The organism is Huintestinicola sp. (genome assembly GCF_050874005.1).
Lineage (GTDB): Bacteria > Bacillota > Clostridia > Oscillospirales > Ruminococcaceae > Huintestinicola.
In genome coordinates this window covers 91,646-113,885 of sequence record NZ_JBNMJV010000002.1, presented here as the reverse complement: position 1 = coordinate 113,885, position 22,240 = coordinate 91,646, and the positions used below count along the sequence as shown (strand labels likewise).

The following is a 22,240-nucleotide window of genomic DNA, read 5'->3' as shown; positions in this document are numbered from 1 at the left end:
CCGGGCGGCAAGCCCGCCTGCAGTCGCTTTCCTGGATTGGCGAAATTCTATCTGCCGTCCTTGTCTATAGAACGATGTGGAATTAGTATTACACAATTTCAAACCCCCGCAAAAGCAGGGGTTTGAAAAGTACCTATGAAATTATACAACAAAACAATGTTAAAATAAAGTACCTGAGTAAAATTTTAACAGTATTTTTACGCTTTGTTAGTTACTCCTTCTTGCGTAGTCGGGAAGAAGCTTGGGAGATACAACGTCAGTCTCAATGCCTGCAGACTTCATCTCAGCAGCGAACTTGTTAACGTGGTCAAGAGTGAGCTTGCCAACAGTAACGTCCTTGTACTTAGCAGCAACGCTTCTTCCTGCATTTCTGCCGAATACGATAACGTCAAGGAGAGAGTTGCCCATAAGTCTGTTTCTGCCGTGGATACCGCCTACAGCCTCGCCGGCAACGTAGAGGTTCTCAATTCCGCTCATACCGTCATCGGTGATGTCGATACCGCCGTTCTGGTAGTGGAGGGTAGGATATACGAGGATAGGCTCCTTGCGGATATCAATGCCGTATTCCATAAACATTCTGAGCATAGCGGGAATTCTCTTCTCGATAGTGCCCTCGCCGTTTTTCAGTTCAATCATAGGAGTATCGAGCCATACGCCTTCACCGTCGCCTGTGCTGATGCCCTTGCCTCTTGCCTTGCACTCTCTGATAATGGAGGATGCACAGATATCACGAGTCTCCAGGGGGTGCATAAATACCTCGCCGTCAACGTTAACAAGCTTTGCACCGAGAGAACGTACCTTCTCGGTAACAAGTGCACCGAAGATCTGCTCGGGGAATGCAGCACCTGTGGGGTGATACTGGAGGGAGTCAGCATAGAGGAGCTTTGCACCTGCACGGTATGCAAGAACAAGTCCGTCTGCTGTAGCGCCGTAGTGGTTGGAGGTGGGGAAGCCCTGGTAATGAAGTCTGCCTGCACCGCCTGTTGCGATGATAACAGTCTTAGCCTTAGCGACCATAAGCTCCTTGGTCTCCATATTCATAAGAACAGCGCCTGCTGCCTTGCCCTGATCGTCGAGAATGATCTCAACTGCCGCAGTAAAGTCAACAACAGGGATCTGACGGTTGAGAACTTCGTCTCTGAGGGTCTTCATGATCTCAGCGCCGGAGTAGTCCTTACAAGCGTGCATTCTCTTTCTGGAGGTTCCGCCGCCGTGAGTTGTTATCATTGTTCCGTCGGGAGCCTTGTCGAATTCAACGCCCAGCTCATTGAGCCACTTGATAGCGTCGGGAGCCTCGTTAACAAGCTTATAAACCAGCTCGTGCTTGCCCTTGAAGTGACCGCCGCCGTAAGCGTCTATGTAGTGGATAGCAGGGGAGTCGTTGGGCTTGTCAGCAGCCTGGATACCGCCCTCAGCCATCATAGTGTTAGCGTCACCGATACGGAGCTTTGTAACGATCATAACGTTAGCGCCGCCGTTGTGAGCCTCGATAGCTGCGGAAGAACCTGCTCCGCCGCCGCCGATAACGAGAACGTCAACATCGTACTTAGGATGCTCAAGGTCGATCTTTGCGGGATCGATACGGCTGTTAGCCTGGAGAAGAGCAGCCAGCTCGTGGGGAACCTTTTCGCCCTTGTTGGGACCGATCTTCAGCTCCTCGAACTGTGACTCAATGTAGTCGGGGTGATATGTCTTCAGAACTTCGTCCTTCTGCTCAGCGGTCATTCTAGCAGGCTCGTATGCTGCGTTTGCAGCTCTGTTGGCTTCGACCTTCTTTATCGAAGCAAGCATTTCTTCACTTGTGTACATTGTAAACAGCCTCCCTTACTTCTCAATATCTCTGTTATTGTAGCGTTCCATAAGCTGCTCATCGGATTCAGCCATAAGGGTATCAAGGAATTCCTTGAAATCGCCGTTGTGGATCTCCTTGACTCTGTCCTCGAGGTGCTGGCTCTTGGGCTGGAGATACTTGCCGTTGATTCTTCTTGCAAGCATACCGACCTGAGGATGAGAGATACCTGCGGGACATCTGGACGAGCAAACGCCGCACATTACGCAGTCAAAGGACTCCTCGGCGCACTTGTCGAACTCACCTCTCTGAGCGTAAGCGATGTACTGCATAACGTTGAGCTTCTGAGTACAAGCCTTAGTGCAGGCATTGCAGCCAACACAAGCATATATCTCGGGATAAAGCTGCATCATAACAGCCTGAGTTGTAGGGATCTTGTTGATATCATATATCTGCTTGACCAGGGGGAAGAAGGGCAGAGTAGCGATGTACATACCCTCCTGAACCTGTGTCTGACAAGCGAGACAGGTCTTAAGCTCCTGCTCACCCTTGATCCTGTAGATGGTCGCACAAGCGCCGCAGAAGCCGTTGCGGCAGCCGCAGCCTCTGATAAGCTGATATCCGGCATATTCCATAGCCTTCATAATTGTGAGGCTTGCAGGTACGCTGTACTGCTTGCCGAACAGATAAATATTTACCATATTTTCCATCGTGAACTTCACTCCTTAATCAATATTCGTTAGGCAGCTCGTCGAGCTGGTCAAATCTGAATACAGGTCCGTCCTTGCAGACATACTTGTTGCCGATATTGCATCTGCCGCATTTGCCGATAGCACACTTCATACGAAGCTCCATAGTGGTAAATACCTGAGTTTCGTTGAAGCCCAGCTCTTTAAGACCTGCAAGTGTGAACTTTATCATAATAGGGGGGCCGCACATAACAACGGTCTTGCTGATATCGGGATTAAGCTCCTTAACGTAGTTGGGAACGAAACCAACGTGACCGTCCCAGCCTTCCTGCTCACGGTCGATGGTGAGGTTGACCTCAATGCCGTCGTCCTTCATCCACTCGTCGATGATCTCCTTGTAGTCAACGAGATCGTCCTTGGAACGGGAGCCGTAAATGATCTGAACGCTGCCGTAATTAGCACGGTTGTCACGTACATAATTGATAACGGAGCGCAGAGGAGCAAGACCGATACCGCCTGCGATGAACAGCAGATTTTTGCCCTTGAAATCGGACTCAACAGGGAATCCGTTTCCGTAAGGACCTCTTACTGTGATCTGCTGACCAACGTCCATCATATGGAGCCAGGAGGTAAGGCAGCCGCACTTCTTGATGGAAAATTCCATAAATTCCTTGTTTGTAGGCGAAGAAGTGATGGAAAACATACCCTCGCCTACTCCGGGGATAGAAAGCATAGCGCACTGTCCGGGAATATGTTCAAAAAGCTTTTTTCCGTCTGTTCCCACAACACGGAAGGTCTTGACGTCGGGAGTATCCTGACGGATATCGGTAACAACGCCGAGTTTTGGGATCAAAGTTTCATTCAGCATTATTCATTACTCCTCTCCGAAAGTCTTGACGACCTTAACGATATTCATAGAAATGGGACATCTGGACAGGCATCGTCCGCAGCCTACGCAGCCGAACTCGCCGTTATTGTTATCGGGGAAATAAACGAGCTTGTGCATAAATCTCTGTCTGAAACGCTGAAGCTGAGTGTTTCTGGAGTTAGCAGCAGCCATTTTTGTGAAATCGGAATACATACAGCTGTCCCAGGTGCGGTAACGCTTGATACCGTGACCTGTGTCGTAGTCCTTGATGTCGTAGCACTGGCAGGTGGGACATACGAATGTGCAGGTTCCGCAGCCGAGACAAGCTTCGGAAAGCTTAGCCCACTTGTCGGAGTTGAATATATCGAGAAGAGTGTTCTTTCTGAAATAATCGGTGGAAATTCCTGCAAAGGGGAGCTTTTCCATAATAGCCTTGGTCTCTTTCTGCTGAGCCTCAACAGCCTCGCTGCCGCATTCTGTAAGCAGGCTCTTTACGGACTGGGTGAACTTCTCGCCCTTTTCGTTGTTAGCCTTGATGTAGAGAGCGTCCTCAGTCATCCAGCAGGCAGCGTCTCCCTCGGGAGCAGCAGCGTCAATGCCGAAAACATTGCAGAAGCAGTTTTCCTCGGGTGCAGTACACGCCATAGTAACGATAGTGCCGTGCTCTCTGCGTGTAGCATAGTAGCTGTCCACAGGGTCAACCAGGAAAACCTTGTCAAGGATAGTGAAGCTTCTTGCGTCGCAGGCACGAACGCCGAATACAACGAAGTCCTCACTTTCGGTTCTGTTGTCGATTATCTCGATGTTCAGACCGTTTCTGTTGAAGTCGCAGAGATTTTCGGTCTGGGGGAAGAAGAAGTCCTTAGCGCTTCTTACGGTGTTGAGAGCCTTGCTGAGGGTCACGCCCTCGCTCCACTTCTTGTAGCTTGCTCTGCCGTCATTGCCGTCAACAGGCAGATAAAGTGACTGAGAAGCGGAAACAGCCGCAAAGAAGTCGTTTAATTTATCAATAGGAAGCTTGAACATTATTCGTTACCTCCTCTTTTGTATACGATATTAGGCTCGCAGTCATCGAATGTGTAAGCGTTGAGAGGAGCTCTTGTCTCAAGGTCGGAGCCTGCCTGGTAATCACCGTAGAACTCGTTTATATCCTTGATGTACTTGCGGTTGATAAGGTGGAGAGGAATGTTCTGAGGACAAACTCTTGTACATTCGCCGCAGTCTGTGCATCTGCCCGCAACGTGGAAGGAGCGGATAAGATGGAACATATTCTCCTCAAAGGAATCGGTAGCCGCTCTCTGAGCGATGCCTGAATTCGGGTTATCGAATACGCAGTTTTCGCAGGAGCAGGCAGGACATACATTGCGGCAGGCGTTGCAGCGGATACACTTGGAAAGTTCGCCTCTCCAGAAATCGTAACGCTCATCGGCAGTCATCATTTCAAGCTTTTCAACAAGCTCAAAGCGTGCGCCGTCGTCATTGACCTCGCCGTCCTCGCCGATTATCTCATCGAAAATAACGTGCTTCTTGCTCTTGCAGGTGCGGCATTTGTCACCGAGAGTTTCGGACTTGGGCATAGTTTTGTCGCCGTAAAGAGTGTGGATAGTAACGGTCTCGCCGTCGCTCTCCATGCCTGTGATACCCTTAACGCCCTTGGACTTAACGGTGTCAGCGTCAACCTTGCCTGTGCAGGGAACAGCGATGATATATACGTTTTCACGGATAATTCTGTGCTCCTTGAGAAGCTGGTTGAAGCTGTAAGTATCGCAGGGCTTCAGGAATACAAGGAGCTTGCCCTCCTTGCGGGATTCCTTGATGATGTATTTTGAAAGATTGGGCGCACAGAAATCGTTGTAGATGAAGTCTGCGTCCAGCTCCTCAGCTGATGTGAAAACAGCAGGAGTCGTATCGTAAGCAAATTCGCCTGCTTTCCAGCCAACAACACGGTTAACGGTACCGTCAGCCAGAAGCTCTTTGGCACGCTTTATCACTGCTTCTTGCATCTCAGATCCTCCAATCTCTTGTTTTCGCCGAGCTTAGCAACGGTCTCGACGAACTCATTCATTGTGGCTGCAAATTTTGCGCCTTCTGCAGCGGATACCCATTCAACTCTTGTTCTTTCTCTCTCAATGCCCATAAAGTCAAGCATAGAGAAGAGGAGAGTCATTCTGCGTCTTGCGAAGTAGTTGCCCGATGTATAGTGGCAGTCTCCGGGGTGGCAGCCGCACATAATAACGCCGTCAGCACCTCTCTGGAAAGCACGGAGGATAAACATAGGGTTAACACGGCAGGAGCAGGGTACACGGATGATCTTCACATCTGCGGGATAATTAAGTCTGTTGGTGCCTGCCAGGTCAGCGCCTGCATAGGAGCACCAGTTGCAGCAGAATGCAACGATCTTGGGTCTGAATTCCTTGTTTTCGTTTACTTGCATATTGCATCTACCTCCGCCATAATCTGTTTATTGGAGAAGCCCTTCAGATCCATTGCTCCCGAAGGACAAGCAACAGTACAAGCTCCGCAGCCCTGACAAACAGCTTCGTTAACGGAAGCGACACGGCGAATAGCCACAGTTCTGTCAGGCTGTCTGAATTCCTTGTCGGAATAGGTGATAGCGCCGTAGGGGCAAACCTTTTCGCAGGAGGAGCAGCCGTTGCACATAAGCTCGTCGGGCTGAGCGACGCAGGGGTTACCTGTGAGCTTGTCCTTGGCAAGAAGACCAATTACCTTAGCGGCAGCGGCACTTGCCTGAGAAACAGTCTCGGGGATATCCTTAGGACCCTGACAAACGCCCGAGAGGAAAACGCCTGCAGTGGGGCTTTCAACGGGACGAAGCTTTGCGTGAGCCTCGGTGAAGAAATCGTTTGTATCCATACTTGCTCTGAGCATAGTAGCAACGGAGCGTGCAGTCTTATCAGGCTCGATAGCGGTTGCGAGAACCACCAGATCGGCATTGATATGAAGCTGCTTGTTGGCGATAAGATCGGAAGCCTGAACGGAAAGAGTGCCGTCGGGCTGAGGAGCTACCTTTCCGACCATACCCTTGATGTAGTGAACACCGTACTGTTCAACAGCTCTGCGATAGAACTCATCAAAGAGCTTACCGGGAGTACGAACGTCAATGTAGAATACATAAACATCTGTATCGGGATATTTTTCTCTGATAAGCATAGCGTGCTTAGCAGTGTACATACAGCATATCTTGGAGCAGTAGGGCTTTCCGCAGCCGTCATCCGATCTGGAACCAACGCACTGTACGAATACAATGGTCTTGGGGTGAGCCTTGGGGTCGTCCTGCTTGTCAAGGTAAGAGGGTCTGATAAGAGTACCGCTGGAAGGACCTGCAGCATTCATCAGTCTCTCAAGCTCGAGAGAAGTAACAACGTCCTTGCTCTGAGAATATGCAAACTCGTCGTATTTTTCGATATTGATAGGATTGTAGCCTGTAGCCGCAACGATTGCGCCGTACTTTTCCTCAATGATCTCGTCCTGCTGCTTGTAGTCGATAGCGCCTGCTGTGCAGACCTTTGAGCAAACGCCGCACTTGCCTGTCTTGAGCATTGTGCAGTAATCAGCGTCAATAGTAGCTACCTTGGGAACAGCCTGAGCAAAGGGAATGTAAATAGCACGTCTTGTGTTCAGACCAAGGTTGAACTCGTTGGGGACTTCCTTCTGAGGACATTTCTCGGTACATACGCCGCAGCCTGTGCACTTTGTGGTGTCAACATAGCGAGCCTTTTTCCTGATCTTAGCGGTGAAATTGCCAACAAATCCGTTGACCTCCTCAACCTCGCTGTAAGCGTAGATGTGAATTTTTTCATTCTGAGCGCAGTCAACCATTTTAGGTGTCAGGATACAGGAAGCACAGTCGAGAGTGGGGAAGGTCTTATCTATCTGAGTCATCTTGCCGCCGATAGTGGGCTGCTTCTCAACGATATCAACCTCAAAGCCTGCCTCAGCAATATCGAGAGCAGTCTGCATACCCGCAATACCGCCTCCGATAACGAGAGCACGCTTGGTAACGGGGCTTTCGCCTGCAACCAGGGGAGCGTTCAGCTGAACCTTTGCAACAGCAGTTCTTGCGAGAATGATAGCCTTTTCGGTGGCAGTCATAATATCCTTATGTATCCAGGAGCACTGCTCACGGATATTGGCGATCTCCACCATATAAGGGTTGATGCCGGCTTTGGAAGCTGCCTTTCTGAAGGTAGCCTCGTGCATACGGGGCGAGCACGAGCAGACAACAACGCCTGTGAGCTTTTGTTCCTTGATAGCGTCCTGGATCATAGTCTGACCGCCCTCGGAACACATATACTGATAATCTACGGAGAAAACTACGCCCGGCTCCTGCTTCATAGCCTCGGCAACAGCCTTGACATCAACAGTTGCAGCAATGTTTGTACCGCAGTGGCATACAAATACGCCTATTCTATGCATTGATTTTTCTCCTCCTTACTTACTGAATTTACGGAATGCGCTGACGAGAAGCTGCTGAGGAGTTTCATCGTCTAAAAGCTCGGGAACCATTTCTGCCTTGAGGTGATTGTTGCCCTTCTGTCTTATGGCAGCGAGACGAACAGCCTCAACTACCTTAGCAGGCTCAACGCCTCTCGGACATCTTTCGACGCAGGCAAAGCAGGAAAGGCACTTGTAAAGAGACTCACTCTTTAACAGAGGCTCAATATCACCGGACTCTACCATATAAACGAACTGATGAGGATGATATTCCATCTCGTCATAGGAAGGACAGGTGCCGGAGCATTTGCCGCAGCGCATACACTTGCGTACATTGACGCCGCTTATGCGGAGAATTTCTTCTTTTTTATCCATCTTCCTGCCTCCTTAGTTATCTTTTACGCCGAGAGCTTCAGCAAGCAGCTCGGTAAAGTAGTAAACGGGAACGCTGCTGTCGTTCTTCTTTAAGTTGTACATACAGAGAGGACAGGCAGTGACCATCATCTCAGCCTCGAAGCCTGCAGCGCTTGAAGCAACAGCGTTTCTTCTCTTTGCAGCAGCGTCCTTGTCCTCAAGAGCAACATATCCGCCGCAGCACTCGTTTCTCATAGGATAGATAACAGGCTCAGCGCCGATAGCACGGATAAAATCTTCCATTATCTTGGGATTTTCGGGGTCGTCCATCTGCATAACCTTGCCGGGACGGAGGAGCAGGCAGCCGTAATAAGCGCCTATCTTCTTGCCTGTAAGGGGATTAACGACTTTCTCTTTGAGCTTGTCAAATCCCACAACATCACGAAGAACTTCAAGGAAATGAATGACCTTGGTCTCGCCGTGATATTCCTCGTCAAGCTTCAGGTAGTTGTTTGCTCTGGTGCAGATGTCCTCGTCGGTGAGCATATCGTTGTTCACCTGCTTGAGAACATTGTGGCAGGCGGAGCAGAGAGTAACAAGGTCTCTGCCGTGTGCCTTGGCGTCGGCAAGGGCTCTTACCGAGGAAAGCTTTGTAGCGATCTCGTCCTTTGCCATCGGATAAACGCCGCCGCAGCACTGCCAGTTTTCGATTTCCTCAAGCGTGAAGCCCAGCGCCTGTGCGGAAAGACGGGCATATCTGTCAAGGTCCTTAGCCTTGTTTTTCAGAGTGCAGCCCGGATAGTAACTGTAAATCATAGCTTTTATCCTTTCATTAAATTATATCATCTGCTCGGGGTGGAACACCTCGTCAAATTTTTCAGCAGTAAGGAAACCAAGCTCTACGCAGGCTTCCTTGAGGAAAATGTTGTCCTTGAACGCCTTCTTGGCAGTCTTAGCCGCATTCTCATAGCCGATGTAGGGGTTGAGAGCAGTAACGAGCATAAGGGAGTTGTGGAGATTGTGGTGCATCTTTTCCTTGTTAGCCTTGATTCCTACAGCGCAGTTCTTGTTGAAGGAGGTGATGGACTCGGCAAGAAGTCTTGCGGACTGGAGGAAGTTGTAAGCGCATACGGGCATAAATACGTTAAGCTCAAAATTACCCTGGCTTGCAGCCATACCAACAGCCACATCGTTGCCCATTACCTGAACAGCGACCATAGTAACCTGCTCGCACTGAGTGGGATTTACCTTGCCGGGCATAATGGAGGAGCCGGGCTCGTTCTCGGGAATGGTAATCTCGCCGAGACCGTCTCTGGGACCGCTGGCAAGCCATCTTACGTCATTAGCGATCTTCATCATATCGGCAGCGAGAGCCTTGAGAGCGCCATGAGCGAATACGATCTCGTCCTTGCTGGTAAGAGCGTGGAACTTGTTGGGAGCAGTCTTGAAATCCTTGCCTGTAAGCTGGGAAACAGCCTCTGCAACCTTAACATCAAAGCCCTTGGGAGTGTTAAGACCCGTTCCAACGGCGGTACCGCCGAGAGCCAGTTCTTTAAGCTCGGGGAGAGCTATCTCAAGAAGCTTCTTGTCCTTTTCAAGGGAGGAACGCCAGCCGCTTATCTCCTGGGAGAAAGCAATGGGAGTAGCGTCCTGAAGATGAGTTCTTCCGCTCTTGACGATGCCCTGATTTTCTTCCTCAAGGCGCTTGAAAGTAGCGATAAGCTCGTCTACAGCGGGAATTACCTTGTCCTCAATAGCAATAACAGCGGAGATGTGCATTGCTGTAGGGAATGTGTCGTTGGAGGACTGGCTCATATTGATGTCGTCATTGGGGTGAAGCAGCTTGCTGCCTGCGATCTCATTGCCACGGTTGGCAATTACCTCGTTGGCGTTCATATTGGACTGAGTGCCGCTTCCTGTCTGCCATACAACGAGAGGGAAGTGGTCGTTCAGACTTCCGCTGATGACCTCGTCGCAGGCCTTGGAGATAGCCGAAAGCTTTTCGTCGGTCATTTTTTCGGGCTTCAGAGCGTGGTTAGCCATAGCAGCCGCCTTTTTCAGATAACCGAAAGCCTTGGTGATCTCTCTGGGCATAGTTTCGATACCAACGCCGATAAGGAAGTTCTCGTGGCTTCTCTCGGTCTGAGCAGCCCAGTACTTGTCGGCAGGAACCTTGACTTCACCCATAGAATCGTGTTCGATACGGTATTCCATTGGTTATGTACTCCTTTATGTAAAGATAAATTTTAAACAAATTGAAACGAAATCGTATACAGCCTTCATAGCTGTATACATAACTTACGGCGGCAGTTATTTTCAGACTGCCGCCTGTTAAGTTACAGACTATATCAGAAATCCAGGTTCTTGATAACGTCCTTGAGGCAATCAGCGCTGTGTCTGAGCTTAGCGATCTCCTCGTCAGTGAGGGGAACGTTCAGCTTGCTTTCAACACCGTCTCTGCCCACAACGGAAAGTGTGCTGAGACAAACGTCGCTGATGCCGTATTCGCCGTTCATCATAGTGGAAACTGTAAGGTTAGTGTCTATTCCGCTGAACAGGCACTTGCAGATATGACATACGGAAATAGCGATAGCATAGAAGGTAGCGCCCTTGTTTGCAATGATCTTTCCGCCGGACTTTCTTGCATATTCCTCAATAGCGGCATAGTCCACAACAGGACGTCTGTCCTCGGGGAGACAAGCGATATACTGGTCGATGGGAATGCTGGAAACATTAGCGAGGGACCAGGGAACGAAAGAGGAGTCGCCGTGCTCGCCGAAAACGTAAGCGTGAACGTTCTGCTGGCTGATATTGAAGGTCTCGGCAAGACCTGTGCGGAGACGGGAGGTGTCGAGAGTTGTACCCGAACCGATTATGTGGTTAGCGGGAATGCCTGAGGTCTTGTGGAACTGATATGTGAGTATGTCGATAGGATTGCTTACGATGATATAAATAGCGTTTGGAGCGTATTTAACGATCTGGGGGATAATGGACTTGGTGATGTTAACGTTTGTCTGAGCAAGCTCGAGACGAGACTGACCGGGCTTTCTTGCCACGCCTGAGGTGAGGATAACAACGTCAGAATCCTTGGCGTCCTCATAGCTGCCTGCATAAATGGAACAAGGTGAGCAGAAGGGCACACCCTGAACGATATCCATAGCCTCGCCGAGAGCCTTGTTTTCGTTGATATCAACAAGAACGATCTCGGAAGCTATGCCGTCTACGACCATAGTATAGGCAATTGTGGAGCCGACGCTGCCTGCGCCGATAATAGTGACTTTGTTGCTCATAAATCATTTCCCGCTTTCTGTGAGTATTTTTTTGTGCGAGGCGAAAATTGCGTTCGCATACCATCATTTTGCGAAGATCCTGTCCCATATCATCATAATTTCAGACAAAAAGACAGAATTTTCTCGTTAAATATATTCTATCACACTTGCGAAGAAAAATCAAGAGAATTTGCTCATAAAATATGCACTTGTCAAAAATTTAACAAACTACATAGCAGACTGTGGCACATTTAACAATTTAAACTCTTTTTCGTTACGCAAAATAATGATATCATACAAAAATATGGCTATATTCCCCCTTGCCTTGGGAGTCAGACAGCATTTGTTAAAAGAATTACAGATTTATTATAGCACAAAGGTTTCTGAATGTCAATTGACAGAATAAACAAATTTTTCGCTGTAATGATTTTACCGATTTTCTTCACACCTTTTTCACATCTCTTTTTGCCATATACTTGACAATTCTTCCCGAATGGTATAAAATGTACCGTAGAAGTTCATTACAGAATTTAAAGCGCAAAAAGGAGCTGCTTTATGGATATAATCATCGTGGGCTGCGGCAAGGTCGGACAGACTCTTGCGGTGCAGCTCAACAACGACGGAAACAATATTACGGTCATTGACCTGAGCGCCGCAAAAGTAAACGAGGTCATCAGCCGTCACGACATTATGGGGGTCGTGGGAAACGGCGCCACCCACCTTATCCAGCAGGAAGCGGGCATTGAAAAAGCCGACCTGCTTATCGCCGTAACAGGCTCGGACGAATTAAATCTTCTGTGCTGCCTTATCGCCAAAAAAGAGGGCAACTGCCAGACCATCGCCCGTGTGCGAAATCCCCAGTACAGCTCGGAAGCAAACTTTTTGAAGGACGAGCTGGGACTTGCAATGATAATAAATCCCGAGTACGCTTCTGCGGCGGAGATAGCCCGTATCCTGCGCTTTCCCTCTGCAATAAAGATAGACACCTTTGCCAAGGGCAGGGTGGAACTTATAAAATTCCGTCTCCCCGAGGGCAGCCCTATCGTTAATATGGCAGTCAAGGAGGTCATTGCAAGGCTCAAATGCGACGTGCTTATCTGTACAATCGAGCGTGACGGCGAGGCATATATCGCAAACGGTGATTTTGTTTTCCGTGAAAAGGATGTTATTTCAGTGGTTGCGTCTCCCCGAAAGGCAAATGATTTCTTTAATAAGATAAAGTATAAAATGCGTTCGGTAAGAGATGTTATGATAGTGGGCGGCGGAGAAATAACCCATTATCTTGCGGATATCCTTCTTCGCTCTGACATTGCCGTAAAGGTCATCGAAAAGGATATGAAGACCTGCGAGGAAATGTGCACCACCCTTCCCGACGTTACGGTCATCAACGGAGACGCAGTTGACCAGGAGATCCTTCTTGAAGAAGGACTTGAAAATGCGGACGGCTTCGTGGCGCTTACCAATCTTGACGAGGAAAATATCCTGCTGTCACTTTTTGCCAAAAACAAGAGCAAGTGCAAGCTCATTACTAAAATAAACCGTATCGACTTTGACGATGTGGTAAATCAGCTTGACCTTGACACTATAATCTACCCCAAGCACCTTACCGCCGAGAGCATCGTGCGCTACGTCCGAGCAATGAAAAACACCATCGGCAGCAATGTAGAAACGCTTTACAGCGTTATCAAGGACAAGGTGGAGGCGGCGGAGTTTATAGTCCGTGAAAGATCGCCCATCGTGGGAATACCTCTCAGCGAGCTTAAATTCAAGAAAAACGTTCTTGTGGCAGCCATTCTCCGAGACAGAAAGGTCATCATTCCCAGAGGTCACGATGTTTTTATGCCGGGGGACGCAGTTGTTATCGTGTCTGAGATAATGGCTCTCCACGACATCACCGACGTGCTGAAGAAAGGATAATCGGGGGACATATGAATTTCCGGATGATAAAATATATACTTGGGTGGATACTTGTTTTTGAAACGCTTTTTCTGCTTATCCCCCTTGTGACTGCTGCGGTGTATGGTGAAAGCTGCATAACGGCGATACTTCTTTCAATGGCGGTGTGCCTTGCTGTGGGGGGACTGCTAATTTTAAAAAAGCCGAAAAATACGGAGCTGTATTCCCGTGAGGGCTTTGTTATCGTGTCAATGAGCTGGATAGTTCTCAGTATTTTCGGAGCGCTGCCCTTTTTCTTTTCGGGAGCCATACCTAATTTCATCGACGCCCTTTTCGAGACTGTTTCAGGCTTTACCACCACAGGCGCCAGCATACTTTCCGAGGTGGAAAGTATGCCCAAGGCAATGCTTATGTGGCGCAGCTTTACTCATTGGGTAGGCGGAATGGGTGTCCTCGTTTTCATAATGGCGTTTATCCCCCTCAGCGGCGGACAGAATATCCACATAATGAAAGCGGAAAGCCCGGGTCCATCTGTAAGCAAGCTTGTGCCCAAGGTCAAGACAACCGCACTTATTCTATATTCCATTTATTTCGTGCTGACCCTTACGGAGTTCGTTCTTCTGCTTTTCGGAGGAATGAACGTTTTCGAGGCTCTTAATACATCTCTTGCCACCGCAGGAACGGGCGGCTTCGGAATTAAAAACGACAGCCTCGGCAGTTACTCGCCTTATATCCAGATAGTGGTAACTGTCTTTATGATAATGTTTGCCATCAATTTCAGCTCTTATTATTTTATTATTTCAAGCAAGCTGAAAGAGGCGTTCAATAAAGAGGTCAGAGTATTTCTGACCATTGTGCTGTCGGCAATTGTGATAATCACATTAAACGTGAGAGGACTTTTTGACAGTATCGGAGAAGCACTCAGGCACGTAAGCTTTACCGTAGCCTCTATAATTTCCACCACAGGCTTTTCAACGGTGGATTTCGACCTCTGGCCCGAGCTTTCACGCACCATAATAGTCCTGCTTATGCTTGTGGGCGGCTGTGCGGGAAGTACGGGCGGCGGTATCAAGGTCACAAGAATAATCATTCTTGTAAAGGGTCTTGCCAAGGAGCTGGAGGTTATGATACACCCCAAGCAGCTCAAAAAGATAACCGTTGATTCAAAGCCTATTGAGCACGAGATAGTCCGCTCGGTAAACAGCTATATGGTCTGCTACGTGCTTTTGTTTATGGCATCGGCTCTGGTCATTTCCGTTGACGGTCACGACCTTATCACCAACTTTACCGCAGTAAGCGCAGCCGTAAATAATATCGGTCCGGGACTTGAGCTTGTGGGACCCACACAGAATTTCGGCTTCTTTTCGCCTATATCAAAGCTTGTGCTTATCTTTGATATGCTTGCGGGCAGACTGGAGCTTTTCCCGATGCTCCTGCTGTTTTCAAGGGCAACCTGGAAAAAGTGATGAGGTGGGAAATGCTTTCGGAAAACAGGTGGATATGGCTTCTGCTGCTTGTATATTTTCTTTCGATAAGCTTTTATTCGGCAGCAATAACCTGCTCGGACAAACGCCTTGCGGTAAAGGGCGGCAGACGGATACCCGAGAAAAAGCTTTTCTGTGCCGCACTCCTGGGCGGCGGGGCGGCAATGTACATAACAATGAGAATTATCCATCACAAAACCCTTCACAAGCGGTTTATGATAGGTCTGCCTCTGATAATTCTCGTTCAGACCGCTTTGGTGTGCTTTATTTTGATAAAGTTCGTGATATAAAAAATCAGCCTGAGAAGATTTATGATTTCTTCTCAGGCTGATTTTATTTTACAAAGTTATCTCAATGAAGCATTGTTATAATCTAAACAATATTTCTATAGCTCCGCCGGATCCGCTCAAACATATTACTTTGTATTCCCCGCCCTTACGAGTTCTTGTTAGGGTATTGGAATAATTACCTTTTGGACTTTCCGAAAAAAAGACAACATAATAGGTTTCATCGGGCAATGACCCGACATTGCCGAATGACTCGATCGTATTGCCTTTTTTCAATTCATTTTCAATGATTTGAGCGGCTTCTTTACAGCAAGGTAACCTTCCTGTTTGAATAAGCAGCATTAACTCTTCCGGCATAAAAAATCCACCTTTGTGAACAGTCATTTACTAAAATATCTGATAGGACGATATTCTTAATTTTCCGTATTTCTGATATTCTCCACAATGGGCGATCTTATTATCCGCTTTGCAGGAACAAAAGAGGCGGCGGCTGCGATAACAAAGGAAACTGCTGCGGCAATGAGAATGTATTTGAGAGGTGCGGCGGCAGACAGCGTAAATCCCATATCTTCCATTTCCAGATCGTGGAAATGGGTCTTGAAGGGTATCTGTATAACAAGTACCGCCGCTTCCACAACGAGGAGTGAGGAGAAGCTTGCCAGAGCCGCATAAATAAGGCTTTCTGATAATACGAGCTTATGAAGCTGCTTGTCGGACATTCCGCAGGCTCTGAGCATTGCAAACTCCGATGTCCTTCCGAGAACGTTTGCCGAAATGATATTAACGATATTTACAGCGGCTATCAGGGCAATGATAAATACTGCGAAATATCCCACAGTCTTGACGATCCCGAGGGTTGAGACCGATCGTGACATATCTGCGGCGTTGTCGGTAAAGCTGTTGTAGTAATTTCTGTTAAGGAAATTCCTTGCTTCTGTTTCCATACCCGCAGCAGCGTCTGCATAGATCGTTCTTGAGAACAGAGTATATTTTCCCCCGTTGTATTCGATCTGAGCGGAGGAGCTGTCAATGCCAATGTAAGAGACAAGCTGTTCATAGGGAGCTTCAGCCATTATCGCCAGACACATCCCGTCGCAGGAGAAATATGTGCGAAGGTCTGTTGAATATGTTCCTGCCGTTTCAATGGTCACAGGATCAAGGAAAAATACCATACTGTCGATAAACGGACCGGAGGTAAGGCTTCCGGGCAGACTGTCATTATCAACAATGCGGTAAAGTTCCATTCCGCTCTTGTCTTTCATAACAGGGTCGATAAGTATTGCTCCCGACTGCTCAAGCTCGTCATAGGTAATGCCGCTGTCGGCGGTGATGTATTTTTCAAATGTCTCACGGCTGACGGGGTGGATACCGAAAGGAAGTCCGCCGTCCTCGTATGCTTTAGTTCCGGGAAGAATGTTCAGAGTCTCATTGTCCATATAGAATTTCAGAACGCAGTCATACTGAACATTTTCAAAATATCCCGAGGATATCATTTTCTGAGTATTTCCGTGAATGTCCGAGGGCGAGAGGGAATAGGTCCGGACCGAAAAATCATTGGGCACCCTGTTTTCCTCAAATTCTGTTGTGATCTTGTTATTTGCAAGCTCAGCGCCATAGGAGAATGTGGTAAAGAGAATGATGCTCATTATCATTGATACCATAGTTATGATATATCTTTTTTTGCTGCGCTTTATGCTGAGTGAGGAATATGCTCCGATAAAGCTCCTGCCCTTTTCAAGTCCCGAGGGGTGTTTTGGTATTCTTATCTTTTCATTTTTTCCTGCGGCGTTCATAGCGTCCACGGGAGAGGATCTTATAGAGCGCATACCCGTAGAAACGGCGGAGACTACCACCCAGAGTATGCCGATAAGCGCTGATGAGATGAATACATAAGGCTTCAGCTCAAAGATAAGCATATCTCTCATATTGAATGCCGTGCTGCTGTCGCTCAGATACGGCAGATTTTTAACTATGGTGAAAAGTCCTGCGGCACAGCCTGTTCCCAGCAGTATTCCCACAATAACTCCGGGAACCGCAAGATATATCGCTTCCCAAACCACCATTGCGAATACCTGTTTTCCCGAAGCGCCCACCGCTTTGAGAAGTCCGAACTGCTTTATCCTTTCCTTTGAGGACAGCTCAAAGGAGTTGTCGATGACCATTCTTACGCAGAACATAAGGAAAATTACAACAAGATAAACCAGAGCGAAGAATATCGCCTGAGAGAATTTTGCCGTAACGCCCTTGCCCTCAAGGTCTAAAAGCTCCTGATTCATACCGTAGCTGAAATCGTCTATCTCATAGCCTGCGTCCCGGAAAGCATAATGCATATCCCAGTAAAGGTCGTTTGCCTTATCGGAGAAGCGTGCAAGGACATTATCTGTAAGATATGAGTAGGATCTGAGACGTGTATCCGAATAATCGACAATGTTGCTTTCTTCGGAAAAGCCTACGACCGTAAAGCTTATTTCAGAAACGTCCGCTATGTCAAAAGCTTCCGACAGACATTCGGGAACATTATCATAGCTTTGTGATGTGCCTGTTTTTGCCTTGCAGGTCACAAGCTCTGCGGTAACGGTATCGCCGATCTCGGGATATCCCCACATATAGGCGCTTTTTGCGCTGAGAACTATCTCGCCGTCCTTTTCGGGCAGTCTGCCCTCAAAAACGCTGTTCATACTGCTCGGCAGCATTGTAAGCTCTCCTGCCTTAAAGCGCAGGAAAACATCGTCAACAGGAGCTCCGTTTAAAACGAGATATTCTATCTGAGCGTCCTGTGATTTCATCTGACCGTAATCCACATCGGTGCTGCTTGTATAGGAGGAAACGCTGTAGATCTGCGTTTCCTCAAATATATCCATACTCCGCACCGAAACAAGCTGATCCTTGTCAAGACCGTTAAAGACCACGTGATATGTACCGTTCGTCTCCCTGCAGACATTCAGGGAGGCGGCACGGTAGACCGATACGGCAGCAAGCATTACCGTCATAAAAGCGGTGGCGGTGATTATGGCAATGATCGTCATTATTGTGTGTTTTTTCTGACCCCGCAGATAGCGCAGGGAAATTTCTCTCAGTTTCATATATCAGATTTCCTTTCAGGACGGTATCAGTTTAGTTTGATATCCTCAAGCTCCTTTTGCCAAAGTGCGGCGGAAGCGTCCGAGGGCATTCTCCAGTCGCCTCGTGGAGAAAGGGTAACAGAACCGACCTTTGGACCGTCGGGGAGACAGGAGCGCTTGAACTGCTGGGCAAAAAATCTTCTTACAAAAATTTTCAGCCACTTGAGGATAACATCATCGGGATAGGTACCTTCAAATGCGATTTTTGCAATGCGGAATATCTTTTTAGGTGAAAATCCGCAGCGTACCATATAGTAAAGGAAAAAGTCGTGAAGCTCGTAGGGACCTACGATATCCTCTGTTTTCTGAGAAATGGTGCCGTCCTCGGCAGGAGGGAGAAGCTCGGGCGATACGGGGGTATCGAGAATGTCTTTAAGGACAGCCGAAAGCTCTCCCGAGACCCTTTCAGCCTCATAGGAAACAAGGTGGCGTACAAGAGTTTTGGGAATGGAGCAGTTTACTCCGTACATCGACATATGATCGCCGTTGTAGGTAGCCCAGCCCAGAGCAAGCTCGGAAAGGTCTCCCGTTCCGATAACGATGCCGCCTGTCATATTGGCAATATCCATAATTACCTGCGTGCGCTCTCTTGCCTGTCCGTTTTCGTAGGAAACATCGTGAACGTCCTCGCTCTGACCGATGTCCTTAAAATGCTGACGGACGGAGGCGGAAATGTCTATCTCCCTGATAGAAGCGCCATAGGCTTCCGCAAGAGTAAGTGCATTGCTCTTTGTGCGCTTTGTGGTGCCGAAGCAGGGCATTGTAACGGCAATAATTCCCTTTCTGTCCAGAGACAGCATATCGAATGCGTGAACTGTGACGATAAGGGCAAGAGTGGAGTCAAGCCCCCCCGACAGACCGATAACGGCGGTCTTTCCGTGAATGTGTCTGAGCCTTGTGGCAAGACCTGTTGCCTGCATTGTGAGTATCTCCTCGCAGCGTGCGACAAGGTCGTTTCTGTCGGCGGGAACGAAGGGCATAGGCGCAAACTTCCTGCACAGCTTAATATCGGGAGTGTTCAGATTGAAATACATAATGCGTTCACTAAGACAATTATTTTCGGGCGCCTGCGGATAGGTGTTCATACGGCGGCGCTCGCCCGAGAGCTTTTCAAGGTCGATATCGCCGTAAATTATGCCGCTTGTAAATGGCTTGCTTTCACAAAGACGGCTGCCGTTTTCGCAGATAAGACTGTGACCGGAGAATATCATATCCTGTGTTGACTCCCCGAAGCCGCAGTCGGTGTAGACATATCCGCATACAAGCTTTGCGCTCTGCATTTCAACCAGCTTGCGGCGGTATTCTTTTTTGCCTATGACCTCGTCCGAAGCAGAGGGGTTGCAGATAATAAGTGCGCCGTTTACGGCAAGTTCTTCCGATGGAGAACTTGGCACCCACAGATCCTCGCATATCTCAACTCCGAAAACAAAGTCGGGGTCATCAAAGCTGCCGAATAACATTTCGCCCATAGGAGCATTGAAACGCCGGATAGCGGCAGCGCTGTCCCTGCCGTCCCAAGGAGTAAAATGCCTTGCCTCGTAAAATTCGGAGTAATTGGGTATATTTCTTTTGGGAACAAATCCCAGCACACGGCCCTTTAAGCACACAGCGGCACAGTTATAAAGCTTGCCCGAATGAGACAATGGCAGACCGACGATAAAAATTATCTCAAGGTCTTTGGTCTCCTCAAGAATATGCAGCAGAGCCTTTTCTGCGCCTTCCGTAAGAGTTTTTGACAAAAACAGGTCGCCGCAGGTGTAGCCCGTAATGCAAAGCTCGGGGAGGGTGAGCAGGGAGCAGTCGTTAGCGGCGGCTTCCTTTACAGCATTTATTATCTGTTCGGCGTTATATTCGCAGTCAGCCACTTTAAGGTCAGGCACTGCACAGCCGCATCTTATAAATCCGTCCTTCATAATAATAAGCGTCCTTTCGTATATCAGACTATTTTTAAAACAGTAATTTTGTACATATGTTTATAAATATAATTACACATTTTAATTTTAACTCAGAGAGCAATTAAATGTATTGCTGATTTGTAATGTTTTTATGAATAATTGGTATCAAAAGCTTGATTTATATGGGAGAGTATGGTATAATATAATAAGCTATGGCAAAGCATACGCAATGTGCGGAGGATTTTGCCGTTTCGAGTAAAACAAGGCGCTGTGGGTCGCTTTACCGCAGCGCATTAAGGAGATTTTTATGATAAAAAGTATGACAGGTTTCGGCAGAGCCGAGGAGATCATTGAGGGCAGAGACATCATTGTGGAAATTCGCTCGGTAAATCACCGCTACTACGAGTTTTCCGCAAGAGTTCCCAGAGCTTACGGCTACATCGAGGAAAAACTTAAAAGCTATCTTAACGGCAGGATATCCAGAGGCAAGGTGGAGGTAAGCGTTTCCATCACCGCCATTGAAGCGGCGGACACTCAGATCGAGATAAACAAAGCGGTGGCAAAGGGCTATGTGGACGCTCTCCGCAGCGTTGGCGAGGAGCTGGGTCTTGAAGATGACCTTACCCTTTCCCAGCTTGTAAGGCTGCCCGATGTGTTTACCGTCAGAAAGGCGGCAGATGACGAGGAGCTTATCTGGAACAGCGTCAGGACCGTTGCAGACGAGGCAGTTTCAAGGTTTATCGCTATGCGTGAGACCGAGGGACTTAAAATGAAGGAGGACGTTCTCGAACGTGCCGACATAATTGAAAGGCTTGTGGACGAGGTTGAAAGTCTTTCACCTATTTCTGCTGAGAATTACCGCAACAAGCTTTATGCCCGTTTATGCGAGGTGCTTGCGGACAAGAATATAGACGAGCAGCGGCTTGTTACCGAGGCTGCCATATTTGCGGACAAGACCGCCGTTGCAGAAGAGACCGTAAGACTCAAAAGCCATATCCGACAGCTGAGGGATATGCTTTCTCTTAACGAGCCTGTGGGCAGAAAGCTTGATTTCCTCATTCAGGAGTTCAACCGTGAAGCAAACACCATCGGCTCCAAGGCACAGGATATCGCTGTTACAAAGATAGTGGTCGATCTTAAATCCGAAATTGAAAAGATAAGGGAACAGATACAGAATATCGAATAATAAGGAGAGAAAGCTATGCAGCTTATTCCCATCGGATACGGAAACGCAGTCTCCGCAGAGCGGCTGGTGGCTGTGGTAAGCCCCGAGTCCGCACCCATCAAGCGTATCGTGCAGGACGCGCGTGACAGAGGTATGCTAATTGACGCCACCTACGGCAGAAAAACCAAATCGGTGCTTATTATGGACAGCGATCACGTGGTTTTATCCGCCGTTCTTCCCTCCTCAATTGCAGGACGGGCAGAGACCGTTCCCGATGATGATGGGAATGACACAGATACAGAATAAAAAAATCACCCGAAAGGAATGTTAAAATATGTCAAAGGGACTTCTTATCGTTGTTTCCGCTCCCTCGGGCTGCGGAAAAGGAACTGTCCTTGCGGAGGTCTTAAAAAACGATAATTTCTATTATTCCGTTTCCGCTACCACCCGTGCACCCAGAGAGGGCGAGGTGGACGGAGTGAATTATCATTTCCTCACAAAGGAAAAATTTGAGGAGCTTATTGCTACAGGCGGCGTTCTCGAGTATGCGCAGTACTGCGGCAATTATTACGGCACACCAAAGAAGGCCGTGGAGGACAAGCTCTGCGAGGGCAGAGATGTTATCCTTGAGATAGAGGTGCAGGGGGCTATGAAGATAAAGGAAGCCTGCCCCGAAGCGGTATTCATCTTCATTCTTCCCCCCTCTGTGGATACTCTGAAGCAGCGCCTTGAAAAGCGTGGAACTGAGACCGCCGAGGTCATTGAAAAGCGTGTTTCCGAGGCAAGGGGCGAGATAGAAAAGGCGTATAATTACGACTATGTTATCGTTAATGACGATCTGAACGAGGCGGTAAGCGATTTTATCAAGGTCGTTGAAGCCGAGAAGCTCACCGTCAGACGTTCAAGGCAGCTCATTGATAATGTCCTCGGAAAATAAAACAGTTGCATTTTTCATAAATGTATGGTA

General features: G+C 48.2%; 20 protein-coding genes. 6 read left to right on the top strand and 14 right to left on the bottom strand.

Going from position 1 to position 22,240, the window contains the following annotated elements:
• Positions 1-207: 207 nt before the first annotated feature.
• From ACR0QN_RS01540 to ACR0QN_RS01490, 11 genes are all read right to left on the bottom strand, one after another.
• Entirely contained in the window at positions 208-1,809 is a 1,602-nt protein-coding gene (locus ACR0QN_RS01540) for an FAD-dependent oxidoreductase (protein WP_432649422.1), read from the bottom strand.
• A 15-nt stretch (positions 1,810-1,824) separates the two neighbouring features.
• Positions 1,825-2,490, bottom strand: coding sequence for a 4Fe-4S dicluster domain-containing protein (locus ACR0QN_RS01535; protein ID WP_432649421.1), 666 nt, complete (start codon positions 2,488-2,490; stop codon positions 1,825-1,827).
• A 28-nt stretch (positions 2,491-2,518) separates the two neighbouring features.
• Positions 2,519-3,346: an FAD/NAD(P)-binding protein gene (locus tag ACR0QN_RS01530; protein WP_432649420.1), complete on the bottom strand. Its 828-nt coding sequence runs from the start codon at positions 3,344-3,346 to the stop codon at positions 2,519-2,521.
• Between the two features lie 6 nt (positions 3,347-3,352).
• Positions 3,353-4,372 (bottom strand): 4Fe-4S dicluster domain-containing protein, encoded by a 1,020-nt coding sequence (locus ACR0QN_RS01525; RefSeq protein ID WP_432649419.1) that lies wholly within the window; start codon positions 4,370-4,372, stop codon positions 3,353-3,355.
• Positions 4,372-5,349 carry a 4Fe-4S dicluster domain-containing protein gene (locus tag ACR0QN_RS01520; protein ID WP_432649418.1) on the bottom strand — a complete coding sequence of 326 codons (978 nt, stop codon included), beginning with the start codon at positions 5,347-5,349 and terminating at the stop codon, positions 4,372-4,374. The genes ACR0QN_RS01525 and ACR0QN_RS01520 overlap by 1 nt, the downstream gene beginning before the upstream one ends.
• Positions 5,334-5,780: a hydrogenase iron-sulfur subunit gene (locus tag ACR0QN_RS01515; protein ID WP_432649417.1), complete on the bottom strand. Its 447-nt coding sequence runs from the start codon at positions 5,778-5,780 to the stop codon at positions 5,334-5,336. Before ACR0QN_RS01515 ends, ACR0QN_RS01520 begins: the two co-directional genes overlap by 16 nt.
• Entirely contained in the window at positions 5,771-7,783 is a 2,013-nt protein-coding gene (locus tag ACR0QN_RS01510) for a 4Fe-4S binding protein (RefSeq protein ID WP_432649416.1), read from the bottom strand. The genes ACR0QN_RS01515 and ACR0QN_RS01510 overlap by 10 nt, the downstream gene beginning before the upstream one ends.
• A 15-nt stretch (positions 7,784-7,798) precedes the next feature.
• On the bottom strand, positions 7,799-8,176 hold the full coding sequence (locus ACR0QN_RS01505) for a 4Fe-4S dicluster domain-containing protein (protein WP_432649415.1): 378 nt from the start codon (positions 8,174-8,176) through the stop codon (positions 7,799-7,801).
• 12 nt (positions 8,177-8,188) lie between these two features.
• Positions 8,189-8,971, bottom strand: a complete 783-nt coding sequence (locus ACR0QN_RS01500) for a CoB--CoM heterodisulfide reductase iron-sulfur subunit B family protein (protein ID WP_432649414.1) — start codon at positions 8,969-8,971, stop codon at positions 8,189-8,191.
• Positions 8,972-8,992: 21 nt separating this feature from the next.
• On the bottom strand, positions 8,993-10,369 hold the full coding sequence (fumC, locus tag ACR0QN_RS01495) for a class II fumarate hydratase (RefSeq protein ID WP_432649413.1): 1,377 nt from the start codon (positions 10,367-10,369) through the stop codon (positions 8,993-8,995).
• Between the two features lie 134 nt (positions 10,370-10,503).
• Positions 10,504-11,445: an L-lactate dehydrogenase gene (locus ACR0QN_RS01490; protein WP_432649412.1), complete on the bottom strand. Its 942-nt coding sequence runs from the start codon at positions 11,443-11,445 to the stop codon at positions 10,504-10,506.
• Between the two features lie 534 nt (positions 11,446-11,979).
• On the opposite strand from ACR0QN_RS01490, the gene trkA reads away from it, so the two are divergent.
• From trkA to ACR0QN_RS01475, 3 genes are read left to right on the top strand one after another with little or no spacing between them, the layout of a single operon-like run.
• A complete protein-coding gene (gene trkA / locus ACR0QN_RS01485) occupies positions 11,980-13,341 on the top strand; it encodes a Trk system potassium transporter TrkA (RefSeq protein ID WP_432649411.1) in 1,362 nt (453 codons plus the stop codon).
• 11 nt (positions 13,342-13,352) lie between these two features.
• Positions 13,353-14,786 (top strand): TrkH family potassium uptake protein, encoded by a 1,434-nt coding sequence (locus ACR0QN_RS01480; protein WP_432649410.1) that lies wholly within the window; start codon positions 13,353-13,355, stop codon positions 14,784-14,786.
• The gene (locus ACR0QN_RS01475) at positions 14,786-15,094 is read left to right on the top strand and encodes a DUF1294 domain-containing protein (protein WP_432649463.1); all 309 of its coding nucleotides are present in this window, start codon (positions 14,786-14,788) and stop codon (positions 15,092-15,094) included. The genes ACR0QN_RS01480 and ACR0QN_RS01475 overlap by 1 nt, the downstream gene beginning before the upstream one ends.
• A 75-nt stretch (positions 15,095-15,169) precedes the next feature.
• On the opposite strand, the gene ACR0QN_RS01470 is transcribed toward ACR0QN_RS01475, so the two are convergent.
• The 3 genes from ACR0QN_RS01470 to ACR0QN_RS01460 are packed head-to-tail and all read right to left on the bottom strand — an operon-like array spanning position 15,170 to position 20,126.
• Positions 15,170-15,448, bottom strand: a complete 279-nt coding sequence (locus ACR0QN_RS01470; RefSeq protein WP_432649409.1) for a hypothetical protein — start codon at positions 15,446-15,448, stop codon at positions 15,170-15,172.
• 56 nt (positions 15,449-15,504) lie between these two features.
• Positions 15,505-18,174 (bottom strand): ABC transporter permease, encoded by a 2,670-nt coding sequence (locus ACR0QN_RS01465; RefSeq protein WP_432649408.1) that lies wholly within the window; start codon positions 18,172-18,174, stop codon positions 15,505-15,507.
• Positions 18,175-18,200: 26 nt separating this feature from the next.
• A complete protein-coding gene (locus tag ACR0QN_RS01460; protein ID WP_432649407.1) occupies positions 18,201-20,126 on the bottom strand; it encodes an NAD(+) synthase in 1,926 nt (641 codons plus the stop codon).
• A gap of 289 nt (positions 20,127-20,415) precedes the next feature.
• Here ACR0QN_RS01460 and ACR0QN_RS01455 point away from each other — a divergent pair, with 289 nt between their 5' ends.
• From ACR0QN_RS01455 to gmk, 3 genes are read left to right on the top strand one after another with little or no spacing between them, the layout of a single operon-like run.
• Positions 20,416-21,294, top strand: a complete 879-nt coding sequence (locus ACR0QN_RS01455; RefSeq protein WP_432649406.1) for a YicC/YloC family endoribonuclease — start codon at positions 20,416-20,418, stop codon at positions 21,292-21,294.
• Between the two features lie 15 nt (positions 21,295-21,309).
• On the top strand, positions 21,310-21,579 hold the full coding sequence (locus ACR0QN_RS01450) for a DUF370 domain-containing protein (RefSeq protein WP_432649405.1): 270 nt from the start codon (positions 21,310-21,312) through the stop codon (positions 21,577-21,579).
• A gap of 28 nt (positions 21,580-21,607) precedes the next feature.
• Positions 21,608-22,210 carry a guanylate kinase gene (gene gmk, locus ACR0QN_RS01445; protein WP_432649404.1) on the top strand — a complete coding sequence of 201 codons (603 nt, stop codon included), beginning with the start codon at positions 21,608-21,610 and terminating at the stop codon, positions 22,208-22,210.
• The last annotated feature ends 30 nt before the right edge of the window (positions 22,211-22,240 follow it).

Bases quoted from the DNA above. Each gene is read 5' to 3' on its own strand.
- ACR0QN_RS01540 (WP_432649422.1), bottom strand. From the start codon at position 1,809: ATGTACACAAGTGAAGAAATGCTTGCTTCGATAAAGAAGGTCGAAGCC.
- ACR0QN_RS01535 (WP_432649421.1), bottom strand. From the start codon at position 2,490: ATGGTAAATATTTATCTGTTCGGCAAGCAGTACAGCGTACCTGCAAGC.
- ACR0QN_RS01530 (WP_432649420.1), bottom strand. From the start codon at position 3,346: ATGCTGAATGAAACTTTGATCCCAAAACTCGGCGTTGTTACCGATATC.
- ACR0QN_RS01525 (WP_432649419.1), bottom strand. From the start codon at position 4,372: ATGTTCAAGCTTCCTATTGATAAATTAAACGACTTCTTTGCGGCTGTT.
- ACR0QN_RS01520 (WP_432649418.1), bottom strand. From the start codon at position 5,349: ATGCAAGAAGCAGTGATAAAGCGTGCCAAAGAGCTTCTGGCTGACGGT.
- ACR0QN_RS01515 (WP_432649417.1), bottom strand. From the start codon at position 5,780: ATGCAAGTAAACGAAAACAAGGAATTCAGACCCAAGATCGTTGCATTC.
- ACR0QN_RS01510 (WP_432649416.1), bottom strand. From the start codon at position 7,783: ATGCATAGAATAGGCGTATTTGTATGCCACTGCGGTACAAACATTGCT.
- ACR0QN_RS01505 (WP_432649415.1), bottom strand. From the start codon at position 8,176: ATGGATAAAAAAGAAGAAATTCTCCGCATAAGCGGCGTCAATGTACGC.
- ACR0QN_RS01500 (WP_432649414.1), bottom strand. From the start codon at position 8,971: ATGATTTACAGTTACTATCCGGGCTGCACTCTGAAAAACAAGGCTAAG.
- fumC (WP_432649413.1), bottom strand. From the start codon at position 10,369: ATGGAATACCGTATCGAACACGATTCTATGGGTGAAGTCAAGGTTCCT.
- ACR0QN_RS01490 (WP_432649412.1), bottom strand. From the start codon at position 11,445: ATGAGCAACAAAGTCACTATTATCGGCGCAGGCAGCGTCGGCTCCACA.
- trkA (WP_432649411.1), top strand. From the start codon at position 11,980: ATGGATATAATCATCGTGGGCTGCGGCAAGGTCGGACAGACTCTTGCG.
- ACR0QN_RS01480 (WP_432649410.1), top strand. From the start codon at position 13,353: ATGAATTTCCGGATGATAAAATATATACTTGGGTGGATACTTGTTTTT.
- ACR0QN_RS01475 (WP_432649463.1), top strand. From the start codon at position 14,786: ATGAGGTGGGAAATGCTTTCGGAAAACAGGTGGATATGGCTTCTGCTG.
- ACR0QN_RS01470 (WP_432649409.1), bottom strand. From the start codon at position 15,448: ATGCCGGAAGAGTTAATGCTGCTTATTCAAACAGGAAGGTTACCTTGC.
- ACR0QN_RS01465 (WP_432649408.1), bottom strand. From the start codon at position 18,174: ATGAAACTGAGAGAAATTTCCCTGCGCTATCTGCGGGGTCAGAAAAAA.
- ACR0QN_RS01460 (WP_432649407.1), bottom strand. From the start codon at position 20,126: ATGAAGGACGGATTTATAAGATGCGGCTGTGCAGTGCCTGACCTTAAA.
- ACR0QN_RS01455 (WP_432649406.1), top strand. From the start codon at position 20,416: ATGATAAAAAGTATGACAGGTTTCGGCAGAGCCGAGGAGATCATTGAG.
- ACR0QN_RS01450 (WP_432649405.1), top strand. From the start codon at position 21,310: ATGCAGCTTATTCCCATCGGATACGGAAACGCAGTCTCCGCAGAGCGG.
- gmk (WP_432649404.1), top strand. From the start codon at position 21,608: ATGTCAAAGGGACTTCTTATCGTTGTTTCCGCTCCCTCGGGCTGCGGA.